The following is a 21,118-nucleotide window of genomic DNA, read 5'->3' on the forward strand; positions in this document are numbered from 1 at the left end:
CTCAGGACATATCTCGATGTATATACCACATTGGCTGCTTGATAGGAATTTGATTTTCAGTATGAGGGCAAATGCGATACAAATAACCACATTACCTTGTAACAACATGGTATGCAAGGCTTGATCCGGGGACAGAATATACCTTATGCCCGTGGGAGGCAAACTCGTGGAGCCATTTCGTTACCCCATTTACACCCATCCGGCCATAATCGTGCCAGAGAATAACTCCTCCCCTATGGACACATCGTAGTGCATTAGCTGTGTCTGATTTTACATACTCATAGGAGTGGGCACCATCTATGAAAAACAAATCGATTTTATCATGAAACGAACCATAGTCATACGTAGCGCTGTCACCAATAAGACAATGAATTTTACTATGGTATGATGTACCTTCAAAACAGAGTCTTTTTGTCATGGAATGAACTTTTTGATGCGCCTCATCAATGCATGTCACGTTTAATGAGGAAACCAGAGATCCGTCAGGCGGCAGGTCCAATGTATATATCTCGGCATCATCTTCTGTGTTCATGGCAAAATGAATGGCACTTACCCCCGTCAATGTCCCAATTTCAAATATTCTTTTTGCATTTATGGCTTTCGCAAGAATACACAACGTTATAAAATCCTTCGTATATGATGAATCAGTCCCCCAAAAATGGGAGGTTGTATCTACTTTGATCTCGTATTTTCCTTCGTTACCAAATATCTGGTTAGGATTCTTTTGTTCTAAACGACCCTTACCGGTTAATGTTTTATAATGAAACAGAAGACTCGAAATTGTTTCAACAAGCTGCCTTGGCTCAGTAAGCAATTGCAGAGATATCAAATTACCACCAATAACGACATTCCGTAAAGCCATAGAATAGGTCCTGAGTAGTTCTCGATAACTCATTCTTTTTCCATCCCAAAAAAGTTATGTGGCAACATGTCAATCTTAGTAAATAACGATAGTGTCCTAATCATTCTGATGACTTATACGGCTGCCGTCTCAACATACCGGCATCGCTAAGGTCTTTCCCTTCAAAATGAATCACATATTCCCTATATGGTTCGTTGACGTGAATCAGCCGTCCCGAAAGGCATACGGGCCGTTGCTCTGCCAAATAAAGGCACAATTCCGCCACTTTTTCCGGAGGGGTGCCGCCCTCAACATCGGTTGCAACGGCTTCCGCATAGGCCCTTTCCCCTGCCGCATCCTGACAGGCAAGCACTTCTTCGGTCATACGTGTCCGCACTGCCCCCGGTGCCACCGCATAGACCTGAATCTTCCCCGGGCAAGCATTTCTCAATTCTTCATGAATCGTCTCCACCAGCCTCAGCACACCGGTTTTACTTGCCCCGTAGGCAGAAAAATTAGGGCGTGCATACGCAGCCCCGCCTCCGGAAAAAATAATGATCACGCCCCGCTGCGCCTTGAGCATCTGGCTAAGCCCTGCATGGCATACGTGAAAAACACCGGTTAGATTGGTGGTGGTGGCTTCGAACCATTTGTGAGGATCGTTTTTCCAAAGAGGTCCGATCGGCCCTTGCAGGGCGGCAGCGTTGACGATAACATCGAGGCCGCCGAAGTATTGTTCATGTTTCTCGATCACCCCCGTCACGCTTTCAAAAGAAGTCACATCAGCAACCTGCCCACGGACATTAGGCAGAGCCGTATCCCCCAATGTATGCCTTGCATCATCCGCGCCGCTCTGTTCAACCAACGCAGGTGTCACGCAGGTCAATTCCTGCACCGTGCATTCAACCTGCGTCAGCGTCCGGGAGGCAATAGTCACGCCGTAGCCGGAAGAAACAAGGAAATAGGCCACAACCCGACCGATCCCCCCGGAACCTCCAAAAATGATGGCTGATTTATGCACTACCTCACACCTTCCATAATGTTCATCAGGACTTTCGTCCCCTCGAAATCAAAGCGATAACGCATTTCCCGGAGGCCCAATTCCTTCATCTTCTCCCGGAATTTGGTCTGATGCTTTTCCACATAAAACACAAAGAACCCACCGCCTCCCGCACCGGAAATTTTCCCGCCCAAGGCACCGTTTTGCTTGGCAATGTCGTAAATTTCATCAAACCGCCTGTTGGACATCTTCGTAGATATTCGTTTCTTGTACAGCCAATGCTGATCAAACAGCAGCCCTACATCGGAGATATTACCGCTCTCCACGGCATCCAGGATCTTGTAACCCAATTCCTTGATGTAGTGCATGCTTTCCACCACATTCTTCTTTTCCTCCGTGGCTCCCCGGCCCTGTTCGGAAAGAATTGTATCCGCGCTCCGGGAGGTCCCCGTGTAAAACATGAGGATGCTGCGATTCAACTCATCCAGGATGCTATCGGTCACATTAGCGGCACGCACCGTCACTACCCCGTCTTTGCTAATCTCCAGCACCGTCAGGCCCCCAAAGGCGGCCATGTATTGATCCTGTTTGCCGATCGGTCTCCCTAAACGGTTAATTTCCAGATCACAGGACTGCTCCGCCAGTTCTTGAAGTGATATATATTGACGTTTCATCGATTGAAGGGCCTTCAGCAATCCTACAGCGTAACAACTCGATGAACCCAAGCCGGTTCCCGAAGGCACATCGGCAATGGAAATAATCTCAATAGCATTCTCTATATCCATCATGCGCAGGGCTTCTTTGGCGATATCATGTTGCAGATCTTCCCGATGCTCCACTGTTTCAGACTTCGAATATTTGACCCGCACCATATCATCAACGATGGGACGATTAAGATTGATGTACATGTATTTATTGATGGCTGCTGCAAATATAAAACCACCGTATTTGGAATAATAAGACGGTATATCCGTCCCGCCTCCACCCAAAGTAAAGCGGAATGGTGTTCTTGTAATAATCATTTAAGCACCTTTCTGCATTAATTTACATTCTGTTTTGGAAATAGAATACATGCGCCTGCATGTACAGGTCACCATACTAATTGAACCATCACTGCCCGGCAACTTCAACCCGCAGACACACATCCAAGCCTGCCATCTTGCCGGATTTCCAATTACAAGTGTATGGTTTAACACATTTTTTGTCACAACTGCTCCGGCACCCACCGTAGCATAGGCACCGATTTTAACCCCGGGTACAATTACAGCGCCAGCCCCAATACTGGCTCCGCGCTCAATAATAATTGGCTCGTATTGTTTCGGAAAACCTGAACGAGGAAACCTTTCATTGGTGAATACAGCTTGAGGACCGAGGAAAGCATCATCGGCGACGCTGATTCCATTCCACAGAGATATGCCATTCTTGACGACAACTCTATTCCCTATTTCGACGCCATTTTCTATAAAGCAATGTTCTCCAATATTGCAGCCCTCTCCAATGACAACATCTTCTTGAACATGGGACCAACCCCAGATGCGTGTTCCTGCCCCCACTCGGTTTGTTTCGACAATAGCAAGAGGATGGATATAAACTGAAGTTGAAGCGTCAGAGTGACTCACCGAACCCCTCGGGATAAATCCTGGACTGCATTGAGACTTTTCATGACTTTGAGCATATATTGTCCGTCAGTGAATGGCTGCTGCCGTTTTTCAACACATTTGACAAAATGATCAGCAACCATAAAAAGAGGCTCTCCATTTCCGTGATCGATAAATTCCTGTTTTTTTTCTTCTATCCAAAACAACTCTAATTTGTTTTCCTGTTTCAGATCATCATAAATCAATTGCTTTTCACCATCAGCAATCAACAGTTCGCGCCGTCTTTCAGGCAATGTCCAACTTAACCCTACATGGACTGGAAATCGTTTGGTATCAAGCCTAATAAATGCGGTATCGCACAAATCATCGGAAAGCATATTAGCATGGTGAACAGAAATAGGTTTGAATTCCTCATCAGGAAACAAGTAATTGAGAATAGCCATGTCATGAAAGAAAAGGTCGTCGACTACATTTACATCGTTCTTAAGCATAGTGTTTTTCAGACGGCTTATATGGTGCATCCGAAGATCGTTTCCGTACCGCAAGGACTGCACAAATCTTATATTGTCGAAAAGGCCCCCATCAAGGAGTGTCTTTACCTTTCGCACAGGATCACTGTACACGAAGGTAGAATCCATCATGAAAATTCTATTCCCTGCTTGAGCAATTTCTGTAAGTTCTTCCAGTTCCCCGATAGTCTGTGTTGGCGGTTTAGTTAGCAACACATCCTTCCCCGAAAGTAAGGATTGCTTTGCTAACTCAAAGTGTGTTGGAGGAGGAGTTGCCACAACAACTGCGGTAATATTTTTATCAGCAATAACTTTATCGTAACCTGCGAAACATTTCACGGAGAATGTTTTAAAAATTTCCTCTCTGCATGCCTGAGAATGGTCTACGCCGATTACTTGAGCAATTTGAGTATGGTTATGAAAATTGCGAAGTAATTTTGAACCCCACCAGCCAAGCCCCAATATCGAAATATTAAACATGACTATTCCCTTTTAAGGCATAGAAATCATTAATTTTTTTTGTTACATATTGTATCTGCTCTTCCGTAAGTTCCGGAAACATTGGCAAAGATAGGATTTCGCCTGCCAATTTTTCGGCCACCGGAAAATCACCCTTATGATAACCAAGATGCGAATACGCCCTCTGAAGATGCAAGGGTATGGGATAATGCAATCCAACAGCAACACCTTGTTGTTCCAGAAACTCTTTCAGTTCATCACGACGTTTACACCGGACAACGTATAAATGGTACGAGTGAGTCCTGCCTTCCTTAACTCTCGGGGTTATGATTTCGTCAACATCTTTAAGCAATTCATCATACAAAGCTGCATGTCCCTGCCGCAATTTCGTCCATGCTTCAATGTATTTCAACTTTATACTTAGCACTGCTCCCTGTATCGCTTCCATTCTGTAGTTATGGCCAACTGTATCGTGAACGTAACGTCTCGCCGAGCCGTGATCATGAATTTGGACCATCTTAGCGTAAAGCTCATCATCGTTTGTTACGGTTGCCCCTGCTTCCCCATATGCCCCAAGATTCTTCCCCGGAAAGAAGCTGAAAGCCCCGGCATCACCTGCGGCCCCTGCCATTTGCCATTTGCCATTTGCCATTTGCCATGCTGCCAAATGTGCCTGACAGGCATCTTCTATAACTTTTAGATTATTTTCTTTAGCTAAATAAATAATATTAATCATATCGGCTGGTTGACCATAGAGATGGACGGGAATTAAAGCCGTGAATCGTGAATCGTGAATCGTGAATCGTGATTCAAGGATCTCTCTTACTTTTGAGACATCTATATTAAAATATTCGTCGCAGTCAACAAAGACCGGTGTGGCGCCGCACAACGAGACGGCCTCTGAAGTAGCGATGAAGGTATTGACCGGAACAATGACTCGATCTCCGTGACCCACACCTAATGCCCATAGCGCCAGGTGCAGCGAATCAGTTCCGGAGCTTGTCCCGATACAATATTTTGCGCCATGTAGTTTTGCAAACCCCTCTTCAAAAGCCTTTACATGGGGGTCCCATAATAAACATAGCGCTGTCTAAAACACCATGCACCGCCTCATCAACTTCCGCCTTAATATTTCTATACTGAATCTTCAGATCAACAAAAGGTACCTGCATCCTTATCTCCCTTGCCATGTTATTTATACTTTCCACCGTTCCAAAATCTGTAATTCGTACGCAGGTTAAAACCTGCGGCTACCCGCCTTTCTCCTTGCCCCTTTATCCTTTGTCCTTTTACCTTTACCGCTCACCTTCATTCTGATATCTTCTTGCTTATCTATTATCCTGCTGCCCCTGCCAAACAGAACAACCGATACCGTTCTCAATAGAATTTCAAGATCAAAAAGAAGTGATTTGTTTTGGATGTAGTAAAGGTCAAGCATTACCATATCGTCATAGCTGACAGCGCTTCTCGCAAAAACCTGCCACACACCCGTTATTCCAGGCTTAACCGCAAAACGTTGTTTATGCCAGGGCTTATAGAATGAATATTCCTCGGGTGAGCAAAACCTAGGCCCTACAAGGCTCATTTCCCCTTTAAACACATTTATCAATTGAGGTAATTCATCAAACGAATATTTACGCAAAAATCGCCCCACTCTGGTAATCCGCGATTCATCGTTTAAATAGTACTCATTCTGAACTTTACCCTGGATGAAGTTTTTCATAAACTCTGTGTGTTTTTTTCTTCCTTCATTATATCTCTGACGGTCGAGGTCCCGTACTGCATGTTTATCAATCATGGTCCTGAATTTATACGTTAAAAACGTTCGGCCGCCTCGCCCTACCACTTCGCTTCTATAAAAGGTCGGCCCATGTGAATCCCTTTTAACAGCCAGAGCAATAATCAAAAATAAAGGGGTTGACAGCATTAGCAGAAAGCCTGAACCGGCTACATCAATAATGCGCTTTGCCGCACTTCGTACCACACCATTCTGTCCGGGAACAATCCGGTATGTTATAAGACCTCCAAATTCCTCCACCTGTAACTTCTCATAGACTTTTAAAAATAGTTCAGAAATGACATGTATCACAACGCCGGCCGTTTTGCAGCGATCGATGATATCCAGCAGTTTCTCTTTTTCAATATTGCTTATTGCTATTATTATTTCTTTAACATTAAACGTCTTGACTAACTTTGCAATATTGTGGCTGGTACCCAGGACCTCTTTACCACAAAAATGCGTTCCAGCATGTTTGGTGTTGTCATCAACAAAGCCAACAATTTCAAAATAACTTTCAGGATTATTATCTAAGCAATTGCATATATCTCTACCGTGTATTCCCGCACCAACTATCAAAGCCTTTTTATTGATAATCCCTTTTCTTACAAACAAACAAAATATCCTCGGCAGAATTATTACCCGTGATATTATCATTAGTATAAAAGAAAAAAGAAATCCCAAACCTATAGTAAGCCTACTATCTGCGATATATTCCGTTTTCATAAAAAAGATCATAAGAACAAAAACTACTAAACTGTAAACATAGCAATTGAGGATTGTTTGAATATGTACGAACGAATCCGTAAGAACCTGATACTTGTATAGACCTTTTAACTGAAAAGTAATTAAGAAAATAATTACAATTGTGAGGATGGAGGGTATAAAATAGACCGGGTAGGGCCTCGAATTATAATACATTCCCGAGGGAAACACGTACCAAAAGGTGAAGCTAAACCCAATAACGGTTATGGTTATATCTAAAACCGCAAGCAATGTTTTATGTATTGAAAAAGGTGAGCGCATCAGTTTGACAAGAACAATCCAACCACTTCATCTATAAGATTATTGTGATTTTTCATTTTATGAGAATTTGCCTTTTTTGAGATGTGGATATTGTTTATTCCATTTTCGGAATCAATATGAACCATCCTTCCCCGCTCGATAAGATAATTGTCAACAGCCGCCAACCTTCCTTTGAACATTGAGTATGTCGGCGTTCCAAGGACAGCCGCTTCCCTGTTCATGCTTCCGCCGCCGCTCACAACAAAATCAGCATGATACAAAAGGTTGGGACCGTCCAAAGCATGGTTCGGTACAAAAATGTTTGGGTAATCTAAACGTTTGGCAATCTCTTTTTGTTCTTCAACTCTTGGTAGAAATATCACATAGGTATCAGGCTTTTTCGCAACATGTTCTAACGCTTTTTCAAAGAGTGGGTTCTCAAAATGATGATAAAGTCCCCATGATCCCGGAGGCCTCATAACGGCAACAATTTTACCCCGTGGAACACCTATGGATTCAAAATAATCCTTTTGCGGTATAAAATCATAGAGATAGATTTCCTCTTTTGTTCCATGATAACGCAAGTATTTTTTATATGCTCCATACCTTTTAATATCTTGCAGTGGAAAGAATTCCGGAACGATCACTTTTTTTGCAAAACGGAAACAGATGTGATTGGCTGGTTGATATTCATAATCCATTGAAGTCACAAGGGGAATCCCCATGATCTTCGCAGCCAACGCTTGTGCATAAGAGTTGTGACTAATTGCAAGGTCAAACTTTCTACCTTTTGCATACTTGACTAATCCCCAGGCACGATTCAGCACCGCAAGACCTATTTTCCCTAATTTCTTACCACCATGTTCACCAATTGGAATATGCTTCATGCGAAAAAAATTGGCGAGGTCAATCGTCTGAGCAAAAGATCTTGTCGTTATTGCCACCTCATGGCCACATTTTTCAAACTCAGGTATAAGTGGCCGGAAAAAAAGTACTTGTGGCGAATTTGCAAGATCAATCCAAATTTTCATTTCGCCTTGCCTTTTGAGATAAGAATTTCAACGATTCGTTCAGAGGCGTGGCCGTCCCAAAGTTCCGGCACCTTGCCTTTTTTCACATTTCCGTCCTGGAAGTTCCTCCATGCCGCCAAGATGCCGTCCTTAGAAGAGCCAACGAGTGTGTTCGTGCCTTCTTCGATAGTGATGGGGCGTTCTGTATTTTCACGGATGGTAAAGCAGGGGATGCCAAGGGCGGTCGTCTCTTCCTGCAGTCCGCCGCTATCAGTGAGAACAAGTGCAGCATCTTTCCAGAGGTAAAGAGATTCCATGAAAGACAAAGGAGGTAAGAGACAGATCGAAGGTGAAAGGTGAAAGGTAAAAGGTAAAAGGTTGAGCTGATGACGGGTGCGGGGATGAACAGGGAAGAGGATGGGCAGGTCTTTGGAAATTTCATTCAAAGCATCTACAATTCCACGAAAAGTTTCGGGGTCATCCACATTGGAAGGGCGGTGCAGTGTCAGAAACACATACTTGCCGAGAGTTTTCTTTAACTTCCCAACTTCTGAACTTCCCAACTTCCCGGTGTCCAACTTACCCTTCATGTACAGCAGATTATCCACCATCACATGTCCCACAAAAAAAATACTCTCCGGCAGCTTTCCTTCCTTCAGCAAATTCTCCTGGCCGTTCTTTTCCGTAACAAAGAGATAATCTGAAATAGAATCAGTCACGACCCGGTTTATCTCCTCGGGCATGGTCCAGTCGCCACTGCGGAGGCCCGCCTCCACATGAGCTACCTTGATGCAGAACTTCTTGGCAACGATGCTACAGGCCAATGTTGAATTCACGTCTCCAACCACAACCACCACATCAGGCCGCTCATCAGCGCAAACTTTCTCGAACGCAACCATAATCTTTGCCGTTTGCTCAGCATGGGTGCCCGATCCTGCATTCAAATCATAATCCGGTGTTGGAATCTCCAACTCGTCAAAAAAGACTTGCGACATATCTTGGTCGTAGTGCTGACCGGTGTGAATGAGTTTCCAGGTAAGGGGTGAGGGGTGAGGGGTGAGGGGTGAGGGGTGAGAAAGATTCTCCTCTTCCTCTACCGAACCTTGAACCTTGAACCTTGAACCTTGAACAGCATCTTGCCGCTTCAGTGCACGGATGATCGGTGCTATTTTCATGAAGTTAGGACGAGCACCAGCTACTATTAATAGTTTCATTTTTTGACTTCCTTATACTGGAGGTATTGTGTTAAGGCCAACAAAGCCCATGATTCAACCCAGCGCATGCAGGCCAACTTATAGAGGATACCATTCTTAATCTGCCAGTAAAAGTAGCCTTTTCCTGACCAGAAAAGTTCAACCATACGGTCTAAAACCTTTTCGACAAGCTCGGGGGGCGTTTGAAAAACATCTGCCATTTCGGTCAAACAGATGATTGCGTGAGCGAACGCATGTGCGTCTAAGGGTTCAATCCTATTATGATAGAATTTTATAGTTCCATCAGGCAAAAAGAAATTTCTAAGATAGTATTTGTAACCTTTCTTACACGACTCTCTTGCTGTTTCATCTCCAGAATATTCGTAAATACTTTTGAGAGCCAATATGTTGTAGCCTGTGTGAAAACTATCAATCCATGCTTGATTAGTTGCCTCGCCATATGGCCAACTGCCATCGGGCCTTTGTGAGTTCATGCTATATGCAGCACTTTTCATGGCCAAATCAATGAAGTCAGAGTTGCCACTTAAATTCCCCGCGCGCGCCAGTAACGAGGCACCGAGAAGGTTTGCGTTGTGTACACACGAGTTGTCGATAGGGGTGTAAGAGAAGCAGAATGTTCCATCCCTATCTGTTCGTTTAAGGTCTTTCACAAGGAACTCACAGGAAGATAGAGCCAAAGTCAGCCATTGTTCATCGCCGGACAACTCATAGAGGTCCAGCAATGCGTCAGCTATGAAAGAGGTATTTACAATAGTTGGTGTACCTTTTGGAGCATAAAACGCTCGGTTAGGCCATTCAAAAGGATAACCCCAGCAAGCACCGCTGTGACCTTTTGATTGATGTTCCTTGAGCCACCTAGCTAATTGAAACGCACGTTGCTTGTCATCCTCCTGATGATTCAGACGATACCGAAAGGTCAGTGCCATCAGGACCAATCCGATTCCTTTGGCATTGATGGTCTTCGGAACGAGCAGCACGTGGCGCAGGTTTATTGGGCTTCGCTTTACAAGCTGCAAGGCTGCCACCCCGGCCCAGCGGTTAATGCAAATTGCTCCCTGTAACAAGGGGCTATTGAGGGCGTCGAAAGGGTCCCATCCCTTGAATTCCTGCACAGACATCCATGAATATAACTTATCGCTGATTTCTCTAACATTTTGCATTGTTTTTGAAGAAACCATCTACCCCTCACTACTTTTGTTTTCCGGAGTTAGATCTTCCAAATAATTGATCAAGTGATTGAGATGAAGTTCTGAGAGGTAAGCATTATAGGGCAACCACCTGCCTGGTTCGCAGGGATTCCAGGATCTTAAATGTCACCTCCGTGGTGCTGAAGATTTCCGAGATGGGAATTGGCATCGTATACCCTTTTTGCACTGCATCCAGAAACACATTGACTTCCATCTTTTGCCCCTTATCCTGGGAAAGAAGCTTCTTCTTAAATGGTTTGCCTTTTTCATAAATAGTTAGCTCTCGAAAATCATTTAAAACTGCGACCGTGCCTTGCTTGTAAATCTCTATGTATTCTTTAGCGAGCGATTTAGAACCATTCGCAAAATATTCTATACTGCCAATCGACCCGTTTTCGTATTTTAGCGATACTGTTAGAGTATCATGATTGTGATAGGCATCATCTATAGCAACAGCATACACTGATTTTGGCAACGAACCATTACAATAAGTCAGATAATCAACAAAATGACAAACTTCACCCAAAATGCGACCTCCGCCAATTTCTCTGTCTTGAGACCATGAATCATTAGGGATAAACCCAGCGTTAACTCTATAGATCATGGACATAGTGCCAGCTCCCAGTTTCTCCCGTATAATCCCCGTCAATGGTGAAAAACGCCGGTTGAAGCCAACCATGAGCACCGGAGGTGCGGAGGTGCGGAGGTGGGAGGATGGGAGGATGGGGTTCTGCTTAACTTCCGAACTTCCGAACTTCCGAACTTCTTCAACTATAGCATATAGTTCGTCTTCAGTGATGCAGAGGGGCTTTTCGACGAAGACATGTTTGCCGGCTTTGAGCGCCTTAATTACATAGTCAGCGTGCGAATTATGGCGGGCGGCAATGAATACCGTATTAATCTCATCACTGGAAAAAATATCGTCCTCGCAACTTGTACAAAATTGAAAGCCAAAGCGGTCCATGGCAGAGCGCGAACTTATCGGTGAAGAAGTCATAACGCCCTTTAAACTGATATCGGAACTTTTCGGGATATTCGGCAATAAGTGGCTTTGTGCATAAGAACCAGCACCAATGAAACCAATTGAAACAGGTGATGGGCGATGGGTTGAGTTGACAGAACCTTGAACCTTGAACCTTGAACCTTGAACCTTGAACTGATTCAACTCTTTATTACGGTCGTATTCGATAAGGATCCCTACATATGGTTCAGACTTTTGGAGAATCATGTCGTAAGCTTTCGGTGCATCTTCAAGCTTAAAAACGTGGGTCGTGAGATGAGAAATATCCATTTTGCCAGAAACCAGAAGATCCTGAAAAGCCTGCATGTTCCTTTTTTCAGTCCAACGAACATGACCTACAGGATAATCATGCCCCTTTTCTTCGTATTCAGAATCATAACGCCCCGGGCCATAAGAGCAGGACATTCTTACCGTAAGCTCCTTTTTATAAAAGTGAGGATCCCGATCAAAGCCAGTAGGAACTGCTCCGACAATAACTATCGTGCCTCTTTTGCGAGAGATTGCGCCTGCGAAATTTATTGGATCGAGTGATTCCGAAGCTGCGGTGATTATCGCTGCATCACACCCTATTCCATAAGTGAGTTCATTAATTTTATTCTCAATCCCGGCATTACCATGATTGAATACATTATGGAATCCATGCTGAATAGAAAAATCAACTGCATTCCGATCAATGTCTATCCCAACCACCTTGACACCAGAAGCAGTCAGCAGGGTAGCTGTCAATTGACCGAGCAACCCCAACCCGATAACCGCACAGGTTTCCCCAAGTCGCAGATCCGCCTGCCGAACACCCTGCATCGCGATCGCCCCCAACGTGTTGTATGCCGCCATCTTTAGATGTTCATTTATATCCTTTGAACCTTGAACCTTGAACCTTGAACCTTGTAGTATTTCCACGCAAAGATTTTTTGGCACCACCACCACCTCTGCATGGGATGCGGTTGCACCACCACACCCTACTAAATCCCCGACCTTAAACTCGTTCACATCGTGGGCAACATCAACCACTTCACCGACGCAAGAGTACCCCAAGGGTGACCAGGCATCGAGCTTCTTCATCACCGCTCGATAAGTCTGTAGTGGCCCCTGTGCTTTGAGCGTGTCGAGCACCTGCCTTACCTGCTGCGGCTTTTCCAACGCCTTGCCGAGATAGCCCTTCCTGGCCGCCTTTACTGTACCACTCTCTGTTCCTGCAGAAATCACGGAGTATAAATTCCGCACCAACAGCATCCCCTGTTGCAGATTCGGCAATGGTACTTCAGTGATCTGCATCTGCCCGGATTTTAGTTTTTGGGTTAGCTGGTGCATTATGATATTTTACCTTTGGTGGACGGTAAAGAGATGACTCTGCCCATTGCGCTGGACGTTTGCTTCAGATAACGTAAATATAGTAATAAAAATAAAGTGGGGAGATTACCTGCCAGAATCACGACGAGATGAGAATCAGTGAGAAGATAAACAAAAAGATTCAAAGAAAAAAACAGAAGAAGAAGAAGAAGAAGAAGAAGAAGAAGAAGAAGAAATCGCGCTGTCTTCTTGAATATCAGAACAAAAGAAAGGACTGATATAATCATACCAGGCAACATGTTCCCTAAAATCAAGTACGATATCCTAAAATGTTCATTTATTGATAATTGAAAACTGAAGAAGGCTGGAATGATGCAAGCAATAAAAGTAATCTCAAATGCAGCCAAACCATTCATCCACCTGACCCCATTAACAAATCTTTGTTTAATGTTTTCATATAAAAAAATGATACACAGAAACAAACTACAAATGAAAGCCAAAAATAGGTTGGCACGATCATAAATCTGAAATCCTGGAAAATTATTTATATTAACATGTAGTATATCCCGGAGAAACAATGCAATATAAACTCCAAACGGCAGCCTTTCCCATCGCATGTAGTAGCTGGATTCAAAGTGATAAGGATATGAAGACAAATCAAGACCAACTCGATGTAATCCGTTTTCGAATAAGGTCTGATCCTGGTGTAATTCCTCTTTGGTTGCAAAAAAGCCATCTTTTTTTTGCCAGAAGAGATTGTGCGTGGGGTCAAATACTGCATACCGCCCGTTGCTCATCTGCACTTCCAGCATCGTGTGGCCGGCATTCGTTGGTTTTAATATATCTTCATTATCGCTGATTAAGAAACGGCGGGTACTGATACCTTCCCTATCGAGGATAATTTTTAACACCCGCGAGAGGCTGCCGCATGGTCCCGTGTGGGGTGATGTCCCGTACTGAGCGGTCATAAATCCTGAAATACTGGCAAGTGTGGGTGATAAACGGTAATACAAATAAAGCAATTGACCTTTTGGGAACCGATATTTTTCGTAGCGAATCTGCTGTAGATTTTTATAAATCCATTCATTTGCAATCAGTGCTTTTTGATCATTTGTCAATGATTGTGGTTTGTTTGAGAATAGAATGCGATTCAATGCGCTGAAGTATACATCCTCATAAAAGTAAAGGCCGATATTCAACATTATCACTAAAATGAGGGCGAATTTCAAATACGTCCAGAATGTTTTTAATTTTATCGGCATATTTTCACAATGATCTGCATCTGGCCAGTTTTCAGTTTCTGTGTGAGTTGCTGCATATTTCCAGCGGCTGATCAAAAAAAGTCCTGAACCATATTTCAGACGTAAGGAGTTGCCAGATCAAAATGGAATGATCCTCCTTGCCTTCTCGGTCCTGCTTAATGATTTTTGCCACATAGTCCGCATTATATAACCCTCGTCTTTTCAAATTTGAGGGTGTCAGCAGATCGTCCACCATTCCTTTTAAATCTCTTCTAATCCAGGAACGTAACGGGGCACCGAAGGGCGCTTTCGGACGATACACAATGGATCTTGGCAAGTACTTTTCCGAAACTTTCTTTAGGAGATATTTCTGGGTAAACCATTTTATTCGCAGGGATGGTGCCACCTTGAACATGAACTCCACAATGCGGTGATCGGTCAATGGTGGTCTACCTTCCACACTGGCCGCCATACATGCCTTGTCAGAATAAAGCAAATTATGTTCAGGTAAAAATACTGAAGTATCATTCAGGCACATTTGTGTCAGATAAGAAAACTTGTTATTGAAATACTTCTTCTGGTATTGATAGAAGTAGGTCTGGTCATATTTGATGTCCTTATTATAGATCTGCTGAAAATCATCCGGTCTGAGGGATAGATCTGAAGTTAAGTAGCGCTCATATCTTGGCTTCGAAGCAAAGGATAGGAAACGTTTGACCCAGCGAACCGTCTTGAAGGCCCTCTTCGACGTAGCCGTTGGTACATTCTCTATCATCACCGCAGCCCAATGACGGAGAAAACCTGGCATGCACTTTTGATAATCATCGGCAAGCATGCAAGCCAACTGCTTGCGATAGCCGCCAAATATCTCATCGCCGCCCATCCCATTCAGCAGCACGGTCACCCCGGTAGCTTGCGCCGCTTTTGAGATCATATAGGTATTGATGGCGGCGGGATCGGTCAATGGTTCGTCCAGATGATAAATAAGTTTGGGTAACAAAGATGTGATATCCGGTTTGATTTCGAATTCCTTGTGATTTGTATAAAAAAGACCGGAAACCTGGCGCGCATAGAAATCGTCACGGGGCATCTGCTCGAATCTTTGATCCTCGTCTGAAAACTTGATCGTAAACGTATTGATCGGTTGACTTGTGTGTTTTGTCATGAGGGCAGTAATGATAGAAGAATCAATGCCGCCGCTCAAGAAACAACCGATAGGGACATCAGCGATCATTTGCAGCTTTACGGCATCATCCAAGAGCGCTTCTAACTCTTCTTGTGCCGCAGATTCATTATAGATATCTTCTGAAACGTCGATTGACCAATAGGGACGAATAGAACTATTCCCATTATGATAAATGAGTTCATGAGCCGGCGGGAGCTTGGAAATATTTTTGAAGCCTGTAAAAGGTGATATTTGATAGCGCGTCGGAGTTATAAGCGATACAAAATCCGGAGCAACATCAACCAAGCCACTTACCAGCAATGCCTTGATTTCAGAGGCAAAGATCAATCCCTCCTTGATTAAGGCATAGTAGAGAGGCTTAATCCCCAATCTGTCCCGAATCAGCCAGAGAAGCTTTTTGTTATTATCCCACAGGGCGAAAGCAAACATGCCGTTAAATTTGTGGACGCATTCAGTTCCCCATTCCTCATAGGCATGAATAATTACTTCCGTATCGGTATGAGACAGAAAGACATGTCCTCTGGACTCCAGAAGAAACTTTATATTTTGATAATTATAGATCTCCCCATTGTAAACAATCCATATTGATCCATCTTCATTGGACATTGGTTGATGACCTGCCGGCGTAAGATCAATGATTGACAGCCTTTTGTGACCCAACGACAAGAAAGGACTACCGAAAAAATATTTTATACCGCTGCCATCCGGCCCCCGATGATCGAGCGACTCGGTCATTTTCTCAAATACATGCTTGTCTATCGGCTTGTCGTTTTGGCTAATATAGCCGACTATACCACACATTATTTTTCTCCATGTTCCTCACCTCGATAACCTTCCTACCACGTTTTCAAGCACATCCAGATATTGCCTGCCGACACGGTCGGGAGAAAACTCTAAAACTTTTTCACGGTTAGCCAGTCCCATTTTTTCGCATAAAGGTTTATCAACCAATAAACGCAGTATGGCATCGGCTACGGCAGGGGGATTCATGGGGGGCACAAAGATAGCGTGAGTGCCGTCCTCGAGATGATCTGCCATGCCTCGGATAGGTGTTGTTATGACAGGTAATCCGGCGTTCATGGCTTCGGTAATCACAGTTGGAAAACCCTCACTATAAGTAGGTAAAACAAAAATATTAGCTTGGCGGTAGGCGCTTGGCATTTGGTCCGCAGTAAGATAACCCGCCAGCGTCACACAGTCTTTCAAGTCCAGCTCAGCGATTCGTTGTTGAACCTGCCGATCACAAGGTCCATCTCCAGCCATAATCAAATGGCAGGGTATTTGCGCCTTTACGTTGGCCGTAGCTTCCAATAATTCAAAAATGCCTTTCTCTCGTATCAAACGCCCTGCAAACAACATAACCGGTTTCCCCGGCGGGATATTCCATGGTAGATCAAAAGCCTCACTTGCTTCAGCCGCTGGCGGTACGAAAGGATTACTAACAACATAAAAATTGCCTGTCGGATAGAAACGCTGCCACTGGCGTTGCTCTTGGGTGGAAAGCACCAAGGTTGCATCGCTTAAACGCATCAACCATTTCGTAACCATCTTGAACAGTAAATTGCCTGGAGAAACTAAACGGTCAGGTTGGCTGCCATGCATTTGCAGGACAACTGTGCGGCACAGGTGGCGGGAAGCAAGTACCAGTGGAATATCCCTGCTTAATGTAGCCCAGTCGTGCGCCGTTTTTGCAACCAAGAGATCAGGTCGTTCTTTTGACAAAACTTTCCTGATATTTGCAATATCTCTTATTCTTCCTGCAACCTTCTGTTGCACCGTTTCTTTGTCTTGTTGTCTACCCCAACCGTGCGTAACGACATCACAACCGTGCTTCCGAAGCGCCGAAACGAGCAGCGGGGTATGCTTGGGGGTTGGACCTTTAATGCCTTGATGGGGAACAAGCATCAGAATGCGAAGACGATTTTCAGGCATAATGTAACATTTGCCTTATAGGTGCCCGCCTACCGCTCAATATGCCCTTTCCACCCGGAAGCCGGCTCAAAATTCTTTATGGGATTCACCTGATCCAGATGCCGTTTCACGATGGCACTGTTTTCTGACATCACAACGTCAATCCGTTCCGGATCGCCATTGAACCTGGTAAACGTGTAACGCTGGCCTGCGTTGTATTTGGCGTATAGTGGGATCTTACGCCAATCCAGTCCCATGAGTTGCGTGCAGCAAATATCCACGGACAACGGATCAACACCGGCCACGATCACCCCGGCCGCCACCGGACGAGGCTTGAGCGGCCCTTCGCCCTCGCCTCCAATGATGCCATCGACCACCGTTAAATAGTTCCTCCGGACGTCGTCATAAAGGATTCCGTCACAATCGGAATGAAAGATAATGCAATTGATATCATGCACCATACGCCAAATAGTATCATTACCGTACCAGTTGCCGCCGGTCGCATTGATTAACGGTTGATCCTGATGAACCATTCGATTCAGTCTCACCAGCACGCGTCCTACTGGACGAATTAGCCGCCAGGGTATCGTTCCTAAGCACCGTAGAGCAAAGTCACACCGTCCGCGCAATGCGTTAATCGCCGAAAAAACAGGGTACTCGTCGCCGCCTGAATCCGGACCCCCTTCGCGGTAGTGCGGCAGGCAGGATTTGTCGCCGATGGTGCCGACCATATTTTTTAAGCTTAACGTAACACCTGTCTTTTTATGCACCTTCAGCTTGGGGACATTAATCAAAAAATCAGATTTCAAAATCGTGCGGGATATAATGTACTGGTGCACGCCATTGGAATGCCTTTGCACCGTGATATCTCCTTTATAATCTGCGGAACGGAACAGGTGTGTGTATTTCTCCAGGGGCAAGAGGTTGCTATATTGTCCCAAATCCACCATGACAAACCCCAAAGGATCGCCGGGTTGGTCTATTCTACCTCGTATTGCCCCCGTCGAATCGATCAACATCTGGTAGTCACGCAGGTCCATAAGTTCGATCTCGCCGCGCCTGCCCGTTTTATCACGAACAAATTCGATAACCTGGCTGAGCCCCGTTTTTTTACTGATGATGGAGAAATCAGCCGATTGGATGGGTAGATCGGCAATGGTCAATGTGAATTTTCCACGCGCGGCAAGAAGGACATAATCAATAAGCGGTCGAATGATTGACGCATGGGTCACCAGGGCATCAAAATAGGACCGTTCATCGCATAATTCATTGTAATGGTGTACGAAGTTCGGTTTGATGACAATGCGACTCCCTTCTTTGATGAATTGGCCAAATGGATTCCAATAGGGAGTGCCGTAATTCTCTCTATCCAGACCCGCTAAATACAATGCGCTTCGAACAGCCTCATAGACTGGATTTTCTTCCGGTGCTATGGCGTCCCCTGAATAGGGGTATTCGGGGTATGCGCTGGATGGATGAAACGGCGGCGGCGGGTAGTGCACAACAGTTTTAACGATACTTACTTGCATTTCAAATGACTTAAGTAGCGAATGATGCTTCTGACAAATTCTTCTTCAAGAATTGATTTCTCCTGAATCTTATTCCAGCGACCACCTTCTTTAACGAAGTAAAACGGAGACTTTTCGAGAGTATAGTTTCCAAATTGTAGGAACTGAAACTCAATTAGAAAATATTCTCGCCCATTGAATCCAACGTCCAGAGAGAGATATGGGGTTACAAAACTGTTAAAAACCCGCTCAGCAAAATCCAATATACCATCAGGCAAATTTTCCCGATATTCTAATAACCCACTCCCGCTGGCCCTGAAATCGTTTTTGCGGTTTCGGCGGTACAAAACATAGAATTTATCACCATATATTAGTATTTTATAGTCGTTTTGAAGATCAGAAATAAAATTTTGAACAACAAATTTTCTTCGGTTATTCGATCTTCTGCAATAGGGCTGGCGGACATAGAATTTGACAATGTTCTTGATTGCGTCCATTAAGTGAAGAGACTGGCTCAATCTTTTAACGTATTTTTTCTTTGATGTTGCATCCCTCAACAATCGAACGCCGCCGCTGCCACACCCTGCAGACGGCTTTAGAACGAGCTCCGATGGAAATTGTGATAAATCGTTTGCATAATCTTCATATGTGCCATAGCCTTTCGATGTTATATTCTGAATTTCCCGGAGATGGCTGAGATCCCGCAAAATTTCCATAAACACTTTATTATGATGGGCCCTGAAGAAATGAAACTCCGGAATCAGGATGGCGCCCTGAATTTTAAGGCCCAACAGCACATCTTCGATATAACTTTTATAAAACAAATCCCTGTCTTCCGATGACGAATATAAAATCAACCTATCGTTATAGTTTTCGCTCCTAAAATCAATCTCGGGGTATTTCCTGATGATTAAATTCCACCCGTTGCTGTTGAAATATCTTTTTACTAATTCGATGTCCACGCTGGCGCCTTTATAGCGAACAGACATATGAAAGAAATTTCTATAATCAACCAGCAGGATCAACTCATTTATGCCCTGAAAGCTCATTCTTTCATCCTCCTGAGTAAAACTAACTAAACGTTTCTGCTGTGGGGTAATTCCTTATTGCCGTCGTACAAAGTTATAAATGTCAACATAACTGTTGACCATTTTTTCGACGCTAAAATCGCGTAATATCCGTTCTCGCCCAGCCGCACCCATAAGCTGCGCCAAGGCCGCGTCCCTCCTAAGGAGCAATAACTTTTCCGCAAGTGCTTGTGGATTTCCTGGCGGTATTATAAAACCGGTGACCCCGTCAATCACTACCTCACGGTTGCCGCCGCTTTCCCCACAGATCACTGGCAGGCCGCATGCCATATACTCCATAATCGAGTTCGAGCACCCTTCTTCGATCTTCTGATGAGAAACGAGGACACCAATATGGGCACTGCGAAGAACAGGCAATACATCGGTTTTTCCATCGATAAACACTACCTTACAATCGGCAATTAAGTCACCATTAGAGTCTATCAGTCTTTGCCGGTCTGCTCCGTTTCCCACAGCAATAAACTGCCATCTGTGATTAGATGAATTCACGATTAATCTGGCTGCATCAAGAAAAGTGGCAAAGTCCTTGTCTGCCGCCACCATCCTACCGGTCATTACAACCTTGACAACATTTTCCCGTATGCTTAGGATCTCCTTGCATGACTCGATACGTTCAGAGTCAAAGCCATTGTATATCACGCGGCCTTTTTCCGTAGGAATACCCCACGCCCGAAAACCGGCCTGACTGTTAGCTACAACCAGCGCAGCCCATTTCATACTCCAGCGATTTGCGAGGCCACGGCGGGGGGGCACCATGCCGCTTCTGATTGTACCGTCGATCAATGGTATTTTCTTAATTCTGCAAATGGGCCCCGCTGCCGCTGTAGCCATCCAGCCCCAGGAATGGACCACATCCGGCCGCCAAGATTTTATGGTCTTCCATAAAGCAATTGCAGGACTTACATCAAAGCGTGAAAAACGTTTTGTTACGCTAACGACCACGCCCGTATTACGAATGATATCCGCAAATGAATCATCATCGAGGCTCCAGACTTGTCGCTCCCAATCTGCTGGCAAATATTTTATCAGTAGAGCTAATTGCCGTTCTGCGCCACCGTTACCAAGGCAATCAGCCAGAAAAAGAACCCTGTGATTTTTTCTTCGCACCAACCCCCCTGTGCCACGTCTTAAGCATAATTTCTCCTACATCCGAGTCTCGGGCAAAAACGAATTGATTATTCCCCAGATCATTAGTGGTCTTGATATTGTTTAGCACAAACCCTCTATCTCGAAAAAAGTGGAAAATTTCCTCAAATGTAACACCCATGCCCAA

At 44.5% G+C, this 21,118-nt stretch carries 17 protein-coding genes and 1 pseudogene; all 18 read right to left on the reverse strand.

Annotation, left to right across the window (positions count from 1 at the left end; all coding sequences use genetic code 11):
• Positions 1-91: 91 nt before the first annotated feature.
• The gene (locus tag NT178_16895) at positions 92-895 is read right to left on the reverse strand and encodes a class I SAM-dependent methyltransferase (GenBank protein MCX5814200.1); all 804 of its coding nucleotides are present in this window, start codon (positions 893-895) and stop codon (positions 92-94) included.
• Between the two features lie 67 nt (positions 896-962).
• Positions 963-1,862, reverse strand: coding sequence for an SDR family NAD(P)-dependent oxidoreductase (locus NT178_16900; protein ID MCX5814201.1), 900 nt, complete (start codon positions 1,860-1,862; stop codon positions 963-965).
• Positions 1,862-2,863, reverse strand: coding sequence for a galactokinase (locus NT178_16905; GenBank protein ID MCX5814202.1), 1,002 nt, complete (start codon positions 2,861-2,863; stop codon positions 1,862-1,864). The genes NT178_16900 and NT178_16905 overlap by 1 nt, the downstream gene beginning before the upstream one ends.
• The gene (locus NT178_16910) at positions 2,864-3,460 is read right to left on the reverse strand and encodes a DapH/DapD/GlmU-related protein (protein MCX5814203.1); all 597 of its coding nucleotides are present in this window, start codon (positions 3,458-3,460) and stop codon (positions 2,864-2,866) included.
• Complete coding sequence (locus NT178_16915; protein MCX5814204.1) at positions 3,457-4,428, reverse strand: Gfo/Idh/MocA family oxidoreductase; 972 nt, start codon at positions 4,426-4,428, stop codon at positions 3,457-3,459. The genes NT178_16910 and NT178_16915 overlap by 4 nt, the downstream gene beginning before the upstream one ends.
• Positions 4,421-5,579 (reverse strand): annotated as a pseudogene (locus tag NT178_16920) (DegT/DnrJ/EryC1/StrS family aminotransferase). The gene NT178_16915 and the pseudogene NT178_16920 overlap by 8 nt, the downstream one beginning before the upstream one ends.
• Before the next feature lie 65 nt (positions 5,580-5,644).
• Positions 5,645-7,210 carry a sugar transferase gene (locus NT178_16925; GenBank protein ID MCX5814205.1) on the reverse strand — a complete coding sequence of 522 codons (1,566 nt, stop codon included), beginning with the start codon at positions 7,208-7,210 and terminating at the stop codon, positions 5,645-5,647.
• Complete coding sequence (locus tag NT178_16930; protein MCX5814206.1) at positions 7,210-8,220, reverse strand: DUF354 domain-containing protein; 1,011 nt, start codon at positions 8,218-8,220, stop codon at positions 7,210-7,212. Before NT178_16930 ends, NT178_16925 begins: the two co-directional genes overlap by 1 nt.
• The gene (wecB, locus tag NT178_16935) at positions 8,217-9,413 is read right to left on the reverse strand and encodes a UDP-N-acetylglucosamine 2-epimerase (non-hydrolyzing) (GenBank protein MCX5814207.1); all 1,197 of its coding nucleotides are present in this window, start codon (positions 9,411-9,413) and stop codon (positions 8,217-8,219) included. The genes NT178_16930 and wecB overlap by 4 nt, the downstream gene beginning before the upstream one ends.
• On the reverse strand, positions 9,410-10,591 hold the full coding sequence (locus tag NT178_16940; GenBank protein MCX5814208.1) for a delta-aminolevulinic acid dehydratase: 1,182 nt from the start codon (positions 10,589-10,591) through the stop codon (positions 9,410-9,412). Before NT178_16940 ends, wecB begins: the two co-directional genes overlap by 4 nt.
• Before the next feature lie 85 nt (positions 10,592-10,676).
• A complete protein-coding gene (locus NT178_16945) occupies positions 10,677-12,896 on the reverse strand; it encodes a bi-domain-containing oxidoreductase (GenBank protein ID MCX5814209.1) in 2,220 nt (739 codons plus the stop codon).
• Between the two features lie 35 nt (positions 12,897-12,931).
• A complete protein-coding gene (locus NT178_16950) occupies positions 12,932-14,248 on the reverse strand; it encodes a hypothetical protein (GenBank protein MCX5814210.1) in 1,317 nt (438 codons plus the stop codon).
• Positions 14,205-16,139 carry an asparagine synthase (glutamine-hydrolyzing) gene (gene asnB / locus NT178_16955; protein MCX5814211.1) on the reverse strand — a complete coding sequence of 645 codons (1,935 nt, stop codon included), beginning with the start codon at positions 16,137-16,139 and terminating at the stop codon, positions 14,205-14,207. The genes NT178_16950 and asnB overlap by 44 nt, the downstream gene beginning before the upstream one ends.
• A gap of 18 nt (positions 16,140-16,157) precedes the next feature.
• Positions 16,158-17,270: a glycosyltransferase family 4 protein gene (locus NT178_16960; protein MCX5814212.1), complete on the reverse strand. Its 1,113-nt coding sequence runs from the start codon at positions 17,268-17,270 to the stop codon at positions 16,158-16,160.
• Between the two features lie 29 nt (positions 17,271-17,299).
• A complete protein-coding gene (locus NT178_16965; GenBank protein ID MCX5814213.1) occupies positions 17,300-18,778 on the reverse strand; it encodes a DUF362 domain-containing protein in 1,479 nt (492 codons plus the stop codon).
• Positions 18,769-19,806: a hypothetical protein gene (locus tag NT178_16970; GenBank protein ID MCX5814214.1), complete on the reverse strand. Its 1,038-nt coding sequence runs from the start codon at positions 19,804-19,806 to the stop codon at positions 18,769-18,771. The genes NT178_16965 and NT178_16970 overlap by 10 nt, the downstream gene beginning before the upstream one ends.
• Positions 19,807-19,860: 54 nt before the next feature.
• A complete protein-coding gene (locus NT178_16975; GenBank protein MCX5814215.1) occupies positions 19,861-20,952 on the reverse strand; it encodes a glycosyltransferase in 1,092 nt (363 codons plus the stop codon).
• A partial coding sequence (locus tag NT178_16980; GenBank protein MCX5814216.1) for a hypothetical protein occupies positions 20,915-21,118 on the reverse strand: 204 nt, incomplete at its 5' end. The genes NT178_16980 and NT178_16975, both read right to left, overlap by 38 nt.

The sequence above is a fragment of the Pseudomonadota bacterium genome, assembly GCA_026388255.1.
GTDB lineage: Bacteria > Desulfobacterota > Syntrophorhabdia > Syntrophorhabdales > Syntrophorhabdaceae > JAPLKB01.

Excerpts from the sequence above, each read along its gene's own strand:
- NT178_16895 (MCX5814200.1), bottom strand. The coding sequence starts at position 895 with ATGAGTTATCGAGAACTACTCAGGACCTATTCTATGGCTTTACGGAAT.
- NT178_16905 (MCX5814202.1), bottom strand. The coding sequence starts at position 2,863 with ATGATTATTACAAGAACACCATTCCGCTTTACTTTGGGTGGAGGCGGG.
- NT178_16915 (MCX5814204.1), bottom strand. The coding sequence starts at position 4,428 with ATGTTTAATATTTCGATATTGGGGCTTGGCTGGTGGGGTTCAAAATTA.
- NT178_16925 (MCX5814205.1), bottom strand. The coding sequence starts at position 7,210 with ATGCGCTCACCTTTTTCAATACATAAAACATTGCTTGCGGTTTTAGAT.
- NT178_16930 (MCX5814206.1), bottom strand. The coding sequence starts at position 8,220 with ATGAAAATTTGGATTGATCTTGCAAATTCGCCACAAGTACTTTTTTTC.
- wecB (MCX5814207.1), bottom strand. The coding sequence starts at position 9,413 with ATGAAACTATTAATAGTAGCTGGTGCTCGTCCTAACTTCATGAAAATA.
- NT178_16940 (MCX5814208.1), bottom strand. The coding sequence starts at position 10,591 with ATGGTTTCTTCAAAAACAATGCAAAATGTTAGAGAAATCAGCGATAAG.
- NT178_16945 (MCX5814209.1), bottom strand. The coding sequence starts at position 12,896 with ATGCAGATCACTGAAGTACCATTGCCGAATCTGCAACAGGGGATGCTG.
- asnB (MCX5814211.1), bottom strand. The coding sequence starts at position 16,139 with ATGTGTGGTATAGTCGGCTATATTAGCCAAAACGACAAGCCGATAGAC.
- NT178_16960 (MCX5814212.1), bottom strand. The coding sequence starts at position 17,270 with ATGCCTGAAAATCGTCTTCGCATTCTGATGCTTGTTCCCCATCAAGGC.
- NT178_16965 (MCX5814213.1), bottom strand. The coding sequence starts at position 18,778 with ATGCAAGTAAGTATCGTTAAAACTGTTGTGCACTACCCGCCGCCGCCG.
- NT178_16970 (MCX5814214.1), bottom strand. The coding sequence starts at position 19,806 with ATGAGCTTTCAGGGCATAAATGAGTTGATCCTGCTGGTTGATTATAGA.